The organism is Leclercia sp. GHBNCSD (assembly GCF_055805075.1).
In genome coordinates, this window is sequence record NZ_JBQVYO010000001.1 from 1,717,114 (window position 1) to 1,728,386 (window position 11,273).

Annotated in this window: 6 protein-coding genes and 1 rRNA gene; 1 reads left to right on the top strand and 6 read right to left on the bottom strand. The window is 56.9% G+C overall.

What is annotated here, in order from left to right; translation table 11 throughout:
* Positions 1 to 144: 144 nt before the first annotated feature.
* Positions 145 to 3,828, bottom strand: coding sequence for a methionine synthase (gene metH / locus ACT3IC_RS08375; protein WP_473477117.1), 3,684 nt, complete (start codon positions 3,826 to 3,828; stop codon positions 145 to 147).
* 195 nt (positions 3,829 to 4,023) lie between these two features.
* Between metH and iclR the strand changes: the two genes are divergently transcribed.
* Positions 4,024 to 4,848, top strand: coding sequence for a glyoxylate bypass operon transcriptional repressor IclR (iclR, locus tag ACT3IC_RS08380; protein WP_103177822.1), 825 nt, complete (start codon positions 4,024 to 4,026; stop codon positions 4,846 to 4,848).
* Between the two features lie 81 nt (positions 4,849 to 4,929).
* On the opposite strand, the gene aceK is transcribed toward iclR, so the two are convergent.
* From aceK to rrf, 5 genes are all read right to left on the bottom strand, one after another.
* Positions 4,930 to 6,657, bottom strand: a complete 1,728-nt coding sequence (gene aceK / locus ACT3IC_RS08385; RefSeq protein ID WP_156653714.1) for a bifunctional isocitrate dehydrogenase kinase/phosphatase — start codon at positions 6,655 to 6,657, stop codon at positions 4,930 to 4,932.
* Positions 6,658 to 6,726: 69 nt separating this feature from the next.
* Positions 6,727 to 8,031 carry an isocitrate lyase gene (gene aceA / locus ACT3IC_RS08390; protein ID WP_103177820.1) on the bottom strand — a complete coding sequence of 435 codons (1,305 nt, stop codon included), beginning with the start codon at positions 8,029 to 8,031 and terminating at the stop codon, positions 6,727 to 6,729.
* 32 nt (positions 8,032 to 8,063) lie between these two features.
* A complete protein-coding gene (gene aceB, locus ACT3IC_RS08395) occupies positions 8,064 to 9,665 on the bottom strand; it encodes a malate synthase A (RefSeq protein ID WP_103177819.1) in 1,602 nt (533 codons plus the stop codon).
* Between the two features lie 270 nt (positions 9,666 to 9,935).
* Positions 9,936 to 10,865: a homoserine O-acetyltransferase MetA gene (metA, locus tag ACT3IC_RS08400; protein WP_103177818.1), complete on the bottom strand. Its 930-nt coding sequence runs from the start codon at positions 10,863 to 10,865 to the stop codon at positions 9,936 to 9,938.
* 216 nt (positions 10,866 to 11,081) lie between these two features.
* Positions 11,082 to 11,197: ribosomal RNA gene (gene rrf, locus ACT3IC_RS08405) — 5S ribosomal RNA — on the bottom strand.
* Positions 11,198 to 11,273 lie beyond the last annotated feature (76 nt).

An 11,273-nucleotide genomic window follows, 5' to 3' on the forward strand; every position in this document is an offset into this window, starting at 1 on the left:
CCTACGTTGTGGCGCGGATCGCTGAGCCTTCTTCCAGTATAAGGGCTTAAATGTAAGAAAGAGACAGGGCACCCATTGGGTGCCCTGTTTGTTGTAAGGAAACGTGACGTGAGCCGGGCCCTGACCGTCGGCGGCGCAGTCAGGTCAGTCGGCGTCGTAGCCGAGGTTTGGCGCTAACCAGCGCTCCACCTCCGCCACGCTCATCCCTTTACGCAGGGCATAATCTTCCACCTGGTCACGCTGGATCTGCGCCACGGCGAAGTATTTGCTGTCAGGGTGACTGAAGTACCAGCCGGAAACCGATGCACCCGGCCACATGGCGAAGGACTCGGTGAGCTTCATGCCGGTATGGGTTTCGACATCCAGAAGCTGCCAGATAGTGCCTTTCTCGGTATGCTCCGGGCAGGCCGGGTAGCCTGGCGCCGGACGGATCCCCTGGTAGTTCTCGCGGATCAGATCCTCATTGCTGAGATTCTCAGTAGGCGCGTAACCCCAGTGCACCTTACGCACCCGCTCGTGCAGGTATTCCGCAAAAGCCTCTGCCAGACGGTCGGCAATCGCTTTGATCATGATTTTGTTGTAATCATCATGCTGCGCTTCGTAGGCATCCGCCAGCGCGTCCTCCTCCAGCCCGCCGGTCACGGCGAAGGCACCGATGTAGTCCGCTTTACCGCTCAGCTTCGGCGCGACGAAATCGGCCAGGCAGTAGTTGGCAAACCCGACCTTCTCGGTCTGCTGACGCAGATGATGGCTTACGGTCAGCACATGAGTACGCGTCTCATCGCGATAAATTTCGATGTCGTCGCCCACGCGGTTCGCCGGGAACAGCCCCACCACGCCGCGCGGGTTGAGGGTTTTCTCGGCGCTGAGCTTGTCGAGCAGGTCGTTGGCGTCTTTAAACAGGCGCTTCGCCTCCTCGCCTACCACCTCATCTTCCAGAATACGCGGGTACTTCCCGGCCAGCGACCAGGTCATAAAGAACGGCGTCCAGTCGATATAGTTACGCAGGGTCTCGATGCTGGCCGTCACCTCCTGCACGCCCAGGCGATGGGCGACCGGCGGCGTATAGCTCGACCAGTCAAAGGCCAGGTCGTTATCCCGCGCCGCAGCCAGCGTTACCGGCGGGGTACGCGGCTTTTTACGCCCGTGCTGAATGCGCACCGTTTCATACTCTTTGCGGGTTCTGGCAACAAAGTCGTCGCGCTGGGTTTCGGACAGCAGCGCCGAAACCACGCCAACCGTGCGCGAGGCGTTCTGCACGTAGACCGTCGGCCCGCTGTAGTTCTGCTCAATCTTCACCGCGGTATGCGCTTTTGAGGTGGTCGCCCCGCCAATGAGCAGCGGAAGGGTAAAGCCCTGGCGCTCCATCTCTTTTGCCACGTTGACCATCTCATCCAGCGACGGGGTGATCAGTCCGGAAAGGCCAATCAGATCGGCATTCACTTCGCGTGCGGTTTTGAGGATTTTCTCCGCCGGCACCATCACGCCCAGATCGATAATCTCGTAGTTATTACACTGCAGCACCACGCCGACGATGTTTTTGCCGATATCATGCACGTCGCCTTTTACGGTGGCGATGACCATCTTGCCGTTACTGGAGCCCTTCTCTTTGCTGGCTTCGATAAACGGCTCCAGATACGCTACAGCCTGCTTCATTACGCGGGCGGATTTCACCACCTGCGGCAGGAACATTTTGCCCTCGCCGAACAGATCGCCAACCACGTTCATGCCGTCCATCAGCGGCCCTTCGATCACTTCAATCGGGCGCGTGGCCTGCTGGCGGGCCTCTTCGGTATCCTGCTCGATAAACTCGGTGATCCCTTTTACCAGCGAATATTCGAGGCGTTTTTTCACATCCCAGGTACGCCACTCCGCCTGCTGAACGTTGGCGCTGTCATCAGCTTTGCTGCCGCGATACTTTTCGGCCAGCTCCAGCATGCGCTCGGTGGCGTCGTCGCGGCGATTCAGGATCACATCCTCAACCGCGTCGCGCAGCTCCAGTGGCAGGTCGTCATAAATCGCCAGCTGGCCAGCGTTGACGATCCCCATGTCCATCCCGTTGCGGATGGCGTAGTAGAGGAATACGGCGTGGATCGCTTCACGTACCGGGTCGTTGCCGCGGAACGAGAACGACACGTTCGAGACACCGCCGGAGATCAGCGCATGCGGCAGCTCACGTTTGATGTCTTCACACGCGCCGATAAAGTCCTGGGCGTAGTTATTGTGCTCTTCAATCCCGGTGGCGACGGCGAAGATGTTCGGGTCAAAGATGATGTCTTCCGGCGGGAAGCCGACCTCTTCGGTCAAAATCTGGTATGCGCGGCGGCAAATCTCAATTTTGCGCTCACGGGTATCCGCCTGGCCCACTTCGTCAAAGGCCATCACCACCACGGCGGCACCGTAGCGGCGCACCATCTTCGCGTGATGGATAAAGGGCTCAACCCCCTCTTTCATGGAGATGGAGTTAACAATCCCCTTACCCTGAATGCACTTCAGCCCTTTTTCGATCACTTCCCACTTCGAGGAGTCGATCATAATCGGCACGCGGGCAATGTCCGGCTCACCGGCGATCAGGTTGAGGAAACGCACCATCGCCGCTTCGGCGTCGAGCATCCCCTCATCCATGTTGATATCAATAATCTGCGCCCCGCTCTCAACCTGCTGGCGGGCAACGTCCAGCGCTTCGCTGTACTTCTCTTCTTTGATCAGGCGTTTGAACTTCGCGGAGCCGGTCACGTTGGTACGTTCGCCAACGTTCACAAACAGACTCTCATCGCCAATGTTCAGCGGCTCAAGACCAGACAGTCGACAGGCCACCGGCAGGTCGGGGAGCTTACGTGGTGCCAGGCCCGCCACCGCGTTGCTCATGGCAGCAATGTGCTCTGGCGTGGTGCCGCAGCAGCCGCCGACGATATTCAGGAACCCGGATTCAGCCCACTCGCGGATCTGCGCCGCCATGGTGGCGGCATCGAGATCGTACTCACCAAATGCGTTTGGCAGACCGGCATTCGGGTGGGCAGTGACGTAGCACTCCGCGATGCGCGACAGCTCCTGCACATACTGGCGCAGTTCGTCCGGCCCCAGCGCACAGTTCAGACCAAAGGTCAGCGCATCGGCGTGGCGCAGGGAGTTATAAAAGGCTTCGGTCGTCTGCCCGGAAAGGGTACGGCCAGAGGCATCGGTGATGGTGCCGGAGATCATAATCGGCAGGTCGACACCCAGGGCTTCGAACTCCTCTTTCACCGCGTAGATGGCGGCTTTGGCGTTGAGCGTATCGAAGACCGTTTCAATCATGATCAGATCGACACCGCCTTCCACCAGCGCTTTGGTGGACTCGCGGTACGCGGTCACCAGCTGGTCAAAGGTGATATTACGAAAAGCCGGATCGTTCACATCCGGCGAGATAGAGGCGGTGCGGTTGGTCGGGCCAAGTACGCCCGCCACATAGCGCGGTTTCTCTGGCGTGCGGGCCGTCCACTCATCGGCGCAGGCGCGGGCCAGCTTCGCTGCCTCGTAGTTGATCTCCGCCGACAGGGATTCCATCTCGTAATCCGCCATGGCGATGGTTGTCGAGTTAAAGGTGTTGGTTTCAACGATATCCGCACCCGCCTCGAAATAGGCGTAGTGAATGGCGGCGATAATCTCTGGCTTGCTGAGTACCAGCAGGTCATTGTTACCTTTCAGATCGCAGGGCCAGTCGGCGAAACGGTCGCCGCGAAAGTCGTCTTCACTCAGACGATAGCTCTGGATCATGGTGCCCATACCGCCATCCAGTACCAGAATGCGTTCATTTAACTGCGCACGCAGTTGATCTACTTTGCTGCTCACACTTGCTCCCGACAACGCTCAACCAGGCCAAAAGGCCAGCAGTCCATACTGGCATAATCTTGCTAAGGGGAAAAGTCACACCGCGGTAACATGAGACATGTTCAGCATGACTCATCCGATCAGTCAGGATAACGGTTGCAAAACATCCAAATAAAACGAAAATGATTTCCACGATACAGAAAAAAGGAGCCTGCCATGGTCGCCACCGTTCCCGCTAAACGCGGCAGAAAACCCGCCGCCGCGACCGCCCAGGCGGGCGGTCAAGTCCAGTCCCTGACACGGGGGTTAAAGCTCCTTGAATGGATAGCCGAGTCGCACAGCAGCGTGGCGCTAACGGAGCTGGCCCAGCAGGCAGGTCTGCCAAACTCCACCACCCATCGCCTGCTGACCACTATGCAGCAGTTGGGCTTTGTTCGTCAGGTGGGCGAGCTCGGGCACTGGTCCGTGGGTGCCCACGCGTTTATTGTCGGCAGCAGCTTTTTGCAGAGCCGTAACCTGCTCGCCATTGTCCATCCGATCCTGCGCAAGCTGATGGAAGACTCCGGCGAGACGGTCAACCTGGCGGTGCTCGATCAGAGCGATCACCAGGCGATTATTATCGACCAGGTGCAGTGTACCCAACTGATGCGCATGTCGGCCCCGATTGGCGGCAAGCTGCCGATGCACGCCTCCGGGGCGGGAAAAGCGTTTTTATCCCAGCTCAGCGAAGAGCAGGTAACGGGTCTGCTGCACCGCAAAGGTTTACACGCCTATACCCATGCCACGCTGGTATCACCGGTCCATCTGAAAGAGGATTTAGCCCTGACGCGCAAGCGTGGCTACTCCTTCGATGATGAAGAGCATGCTCTCGGCCTGCGCTGTATTGCCGCCTGCATTTATGATGAGCACCGCGAGCCGTTTGCCGCTATCTCCATCTCCGGGCCTATCTCACGCATGACCGACGACCGGGTGACAGAGCTGGGAGCGCTGGTGATTAAGGCGGCGAAAGAGGTGACGCTGGCGTATGGTGGGATTCGTTAAGTCTTCAATGCCCGGCGGCGCTACGCTTGCACGGGCCTACAAAACTCTGTAGGCCGGATAAGGCGCAGCCGCCACCCGGCGTTAAGCCGCATACTTCACGCTAAACCGCTGCTTACGCCGGTAAGCATAAACATCTTCCACATGCCCGTTCTTAATGCGGGTCTGCAGGCCACGCCAGTAATCGGCGCGAAACAGATCGGCATGCATCTCTTCAAACAGAGCTCCGATACGCGGGTCAGCGCATAACCAGTGGCGAAACTCCTCCGGGAAGACATCCCCCGGCGAGACGCTGTACCACGGCTCGCTGGCGAGCTCATCTTCCGGGTAGCGCGGCGGCGGGATTTCACGAAAATTCACTTCCGTCATGTAGCAGATTTCGTCGTAGTCATAGAATACGACCCGCCCGTGACGGGTGACGCCAAAGTTTTTAAACAGCATGTCGCCCGGGAAGATATTGGCTGCCGCCAGCTGCCGGATGGCATTGCCGTACTCTTCAATCGCATCGTGCAGCGCCTGCCCCTCTGACTGCTCCAGCCAGATATTGAGCGGCACCATGCGCCGTTCAATGTAGAGATGGCTGATGACGATTTTATCCCCCAGATCGCTGATTTTTTCTGGCGCTTCCTGGAGCAACAGCGCCATCAGCTGCGGCGCAATCTGTCGCTTATCGAGAACAAAATTCTCAAACTCCTGGGTATCCGCCATGCGCCCGACGCGATCGTGCTCCTTAACCAGCTGGTAGCAGGCGCGCACATGGGCGGCAGACATCTCTTTCTGCGGGGCGAATTTATCCTTTATCACCTTAAACACCCGGTCAAAACCCGGCAGGGTAAAGACCAGCATCACCATGCCGCGAATGCCTGGCGCCTCGATAAACTGCTCATCCGCATGGGTGATATAGTGCAGATATTCCCGGTAGCTCTCGGTTTTCGCATGTTTCTGGCACCCTATCGCCATATACAACTCAGCGGTGGTTTTACCGGGCAGGATCTCACGCAGCCACTCCACCAGCGCGCCTGGCAGGGGGGCGTAAACCATAAAGTAGGAACGGGCGAAGCCGAAAACAATGCTCGCTTCGGCGCTGGTAGTCAGGCAGGTATCCACCACCAGTTCACCTTCATCGCTGCGGTGAATGGGCAGTAAAAACGGCAGCGTGGCGCCCGGGGTAATCAGTTTCCCCACCAGCCAGGCGGCTTTGTTGCGGTAGAAAAGTTCGTTAGCCACCTGCAGATGGCAGTTGCGCAGGTTGTCTGCACCGAGCGTTTCGCAAAGATGGGCGATGATATACCCGACATCTCGAGGGCGATTTTGCCACGGCAGGCGCAGGGGAAGGTCGGCTAACACTTTGGTTAACAACGCCTCCCATCCCTGTTCAGGATAGAAATCTTTCGCCAGCGGACGCGGCAGGGTGCGGAAACGTTGCCCCGGCTGAGAGCTGAAAATAAAAAGCCGCTCCGGTGACAGCGAGCGGTGATCAAACAGCCGACAGTAGACGGAGTTAAAAAAGCTTTCTGCAATCTCATAGCGCGGATAGTCCGGCATAAGCTGGGTGTAATGGCTTTTCACCCGCAGCAAAAAAGCGGCATTGATATCGATGCTGCCGGTGATGCAGCGCAGCTGCTCTACCACCAGACCCACATGATGATCGTAGAGATGAATACGCTGTTTCATGGCCTGCTGCACGGCGTGCCAGTCTGCCTGCTCGAAGCGCTGCTGCGCCCCGCCCGTCACTTCCAGAAAACGGCCATACTGAGCATCAAAGCCCTGCAAAATGGTCTGCGCAATCAGCAATTCCAGGCCACGCGACATAGATGTCCCTCACCCCAGGAAACAGAACCGTAGGCCCGGTAAGCGCAGCGCCACCGGGCGTTTCCGTTATCAGAACTGCGCTTCTTCGGTCGACCCGGTCAGGGCGGTGACGGAGGAGGCACCGCCCTGAATGATGGTGGTCACTCTGTCGAAGTAGCCTGTTCCCACCTCCTGCTGGTGCGAGACGAAGGTATAGCCCTTTTGGCTTGCCGCGAACTCCGGCTGCTGGACCTTCTCGACGTAGTGCTTCATGCCCTCGCCCTGCGCGTAGGCGTGCGCCAGGTCGAACATGTTGAACCACATGCTGTGAATGCCGGCCAGGGTGATGAACTGGTATTTGTAGCCCATCTCCGACAGTTCCTGCTGGAAGCTGGCGATCGTTTTATCGTCCAGGTTTTTCTGCCAGTTAAAGGAGGGCGAGCAGTTGTAGGCCAGCAGCTTGCCCGGGTATTTCGCATGGATGGCATCGGCAAAGCGTTTCGCCAGCGCCAGATCCGGGGTGGAGGTTTCGCACCACACCAGGTCAGCATAGGGAGCATACGCCAGACCGCGGCTGATCGCCTGCTCAATGCCGGCATGGGTACGGTAGAACCCTTCGCTGGTGCGTTCGCCGGTAATAAACTGACTGTCGTAAGGGTCGCAGTCGGAGGTGATCAGATCTGCGGCATCGGCATCGGTACGGGCAATCACCAGCGTCGGGACGCCCATGACGTCAGCGGCCAGACGGGCAGCAACCAGTTTCTGGATCGCCTCCTGAGTCGGAACCAGCACTTTGCCGCCCATGTGTCCACACTTCTTCACGGACGCCAGCTGATCTTCGAAATGGACAGCCGCTGCACCGGCTTCAATCATCGATTTCATCAGCTCAAAGGCATTCAGAACCCCACCAAAGCCCGCCTCGGCGTCGGCCACAATCGGCAGGAAGTAATCTACGAAGCGCGGATCGTTTGGCTCAATACCGGATGCCCACTGGATCTGATCCGCACGACGGAAGGTATTGTTGATTCGCTCCACCACGGCCGGGACGGAATTCGCCGGATAGAGGGACTGATCCGGGTACATGCTGGACGCGAGGTTGGCATCTGCCGCCACCTGCCAGCCTGACAGATAGACCGCTTCAATGCCCGCTTTCGCCTGCTGCAACGCCTGGCCACCGGTCAGCGCGCCGAGGCTGTTGATGTAGCCTTTCTTCGACTCGCCGTGCAGCAGACGCCACATTTTGGCGGCACCCAGCTGCGCCAGGGTGCATTCCGGGTTTACCGAGCCGCGCAACTTCACCACATCCTCAGCGCTATAAGGGCGTTCAATGCCTTCCCAGCGCGGCTGAGTCCACTCGTTCTGTAATGCTTCGATCTGTTGGGTACGGGTTTTCATGTGCAGATGCTCCATATTGTTATGTGGTGAAATCAGGCCAGCAGGCGGTAGCCCGGCAGCGTCAGGAAGTCGATTAAGTCATCTGAGGTGGTGATCTGTTCCATCAGGCGCGCGGCGGCGTCGAAGCGGCCGCTGCTGAAGCGGTGCTCGCCCAGCTCTTCCTGAATGTTCAGCATCTCTTCCGACAGCATCTGGCGGAACAGGGCTTTGGTGACGGGCTTGCCGTTGCTGAGCGTTTTCTGATGATGGATCCACTGCCAGATAGAGGTGCGGGAGATCTCGGCGGTGGCGGCATCCTCCATCAGACCGTAAATCGGTACACAGCCGTTACCGGAGATCCACGCTTCGATGTACTGCACGGCCACGCGGATGTTGGCGCGCATCCCCTCTTCGGTGCGCTCGCCCTCGCACGGCTCGAGGAGCTGTGCAGCGGTAACGGGCGCATCATCTTCGCGGGTTACGTGCAGCTGGTTTTTGTTATCGCCCAGGATGCGGTTGAACACCTCCATGGCGGTATCTGCCAGGCCGGGGTGCGCCACCCACGTGCCGTCATGGCCGTTGCTGGCTTCCAGCTCTTTATCAGCCTTCACTTTATTCAGCACCTGGGTGTTACGTTCGCTGTCTTTGCTGGGAATAAACGCTGCCATTCCGCCCATCGCGAAGGCGCCGCGTTTATGGCAGGTTTTGATCAGCAGACGCGAATAGGCATTGAGGAAAGATTTATCCATCGTCACCACCTGACGATCGGGCAGAACGCGATCCGGGTGGTTCTTCAGAGTCTTGATGTAGCTGAAGATGTAATCCCAGCGGCCACAGTTCAGGCCAACAATGTGGTCACGCAGGGCATGCAGAATCTCATCCATCTGGAAGACCGCAGGCAACGTTTCAATCAGCAGCGTGGCCTTGATGGTGCCGCGCGGCAGTTCAAAACGGTCCTCAGTGTAACTAAAGACCTCACTCCACCAGGCCGCTTCCTGCCATGACTGCGTTTTTGGCAGATAGAAGTAAGGTCCGCTGCCTTTTGCCAGCAGGTTTTTATGGTTATGGAAGAAGTAGAGCGCAAAATCGAACAGGCTGCCGGGGATCGCCTCATTGTTCCAGGTGACATGCTTTTCTGGTAAATGCAGGCCACGTACGCGGCAAACCAGTACCGCCGGGTTGGGCTTAAGCTGGTAGATTTTGCCCGCTTCGTTGGTGTGGCTGATGGTGCCATCAACCGCATCACGCAGGTTGATCTGCCCATCAATCACTTTATTCCAGTCGGGTGCCAGTGAATCTTCAAAATCGGCCATAAAGACCTTCACATTGGCGTTCAGCGCGTTGATCACCATCTTGCGTTCTACCGGGCCGGTGATTTCAACGCGTCGGTCCTGCAGATCCTGCGGGATACCGCGGATCGTCCAGTTCCCTTCTCGAATGGAAGCAGTTTCCGAAATAAAGTCAGGCAGCTTGCCGTTATCAATGTCTTGCTGCTGCTGAATGCGTGCCGCCAGTAATTTATTGCGTTTTGGCGTGAAGCGGGTCACCAGCTCGGTAAGGAACTCTACGGCATCGGCGGTCAGGATCTGCTTCTCCTGCTCACCATGCGGTTGAGTAAAGGACAGTTCATCGATAATGGTTGCCTGTTGATTCATTGCGCTGCTCCTCGTCATTGATCCGAATTTTTTTCCCCCACGCGAACGAAAGATCCTTGTGTAGTTTTCGTTCAGCAGAGTTAAGACTACCTCGCTCTACAATAAAATCAAAAACAATTTCCATTTTTAATTAAAATGCTATGTAACTTACTGATAAAGATAGGTTTAAAAATATATCTACAGACGGGGTGAATTTCGGAAATAAAAAAGGCACCCAAAGGTGCCTTAACTGGAGAGCTGAAACGCTACAGGATGAGGATCGTCAGAAGATTAATCCAGCGTCGGATTCATGTGGCGCAGATCGTACGGCGTGATCTGGTAGACGTAGTAGTTAAGCCAGTTGGTAAACAGCAGATTGCCGTGGCTGCGCCAGGTGGCACGCGGTTTGTTTTGCGGATCGTTTTGCGGGAAATAGTTGTACGGTACGTCCGGATTTAAACCCGCTTCCACATCGCGGAAATATTCGCTCGCCAGGGTATCGGGATCGTATTCCGGATGACCGGTGACAAAGGCAATACGCTTGTCTTTGCTGGCAAACAGATAGGCATCGCCCTCTTCGGTTTCCGCGAGGATCTCAAGATCGGTGTAGTCACGAATCAATGCAGCCGGGAAATCGGCATAGCGCGAATGCGGCGCCAGGAAGGAGTCATCAAACCCGCGAGTCAGCAGCGCATGAGGATGCAGAATATGATGCTCATAGACACCAGAGAGCTTTTCGGTACGGGTTTGTTTAGGGATGCCGTACAGAATGTTGAGCGCCGCCTGGACCGCCCAGCAGACGAACAGGGTTGAAGTGACATGATCTTTGGCCCACTCCAGCACTTGCTTGATTTGCGGCCAGTAGGCCACGTCGTTGAATTCAACCAGGCCAAGCGGCGCACCGGTAACGATCAAGCCATCAAAGTTTTCGTTACGGATATCTTCAAAGTTGCAGTAGAAGTTATTGAGATGCTCAGAAGGCGTATTACGGGACTCGCGCGCATCAATACGCAGCAGCTGAATATCGACCTGCAGCGGGGAGTTTGAGAGCAAGCGGAGGAACTGATTTTCCGTCTCAATCTTCTTTGGCATCAGGTTCAGGATAAGCACCTTCAAAGGGCGAATTTCCTGACCTGTAGCGCGCGAAGCCGTCATGACAAAGACATTTTCTTCACGCAAGAAATTGACGGCTGGTAGCTCGTCCTGCACCCGAATCGGCATAACCTTACATCCTCACAGCATACGTATAAACGTTTAGACATCCAGATAGCTGACAATAACCAGGAATCGGGCAAATGTCGAGTCTGCATGTGAAAGGTGAGAAAGTTTCAAGAAAGGGATAGCCGTAGGCCGGGTAAGGCGAAGCCGCCACCCGGCTTTTTTAACGCCCAACGCAAAAAGCCCATCCGTGAGGATGGGCTTTCGGCTTTAATTGATGCCTGGCAGTTCCCTACTCTCGCATGGGGAGACCCCACACTACCATCGGCGCTACGGCGTTTCACTTCTGAGTTCGGCATGGGGTCAGGTGGGACCACCGCGCTACAGCCGCCAGGCAAATTCTTGGTGCTCTGTACGCAATACTTTATCGCATCAGCCGCGTTGGCCGCGCTCGTAAAGTCAGTCACATAC

Bases quoted from the DNA above. Each gene is read 5' to 3' on its own strand.
- iclR (WP_103177822.1), top strand. From the start codon at position 4,024: ATGGTCGCCACCGTTCCCGCTAAACGCGGCAGAAAACCCGCCGCCGCG.
- aceK (WP_156653714.1), bottom strand. From the start codon at position 6,657: ATGTCGCGTGGCCTGGAATTGCTGATTGCGCAGACCATTTTGCAGGGC.
- aceA (WP_103177820.1), bottom strand. From the start codon at position 8,031: ATGAAAACCCGTACCCAACAGATCGAAGCATTACAGAACGAGTGGACT.
- aceB (WP_103177819.1), bottom strand. From the start codon at position 9,665: ATGAATCAACAGGCAACCATTATCGATGAACTGTCCTTTACTCAACCG.
- metA (WP_103177818.1), bottom strand. From the start codon at position 10,865: ATGCCGATTCGGGTGCAGGACGAGCTACCAGCCGTCAATTTCTTGCGT.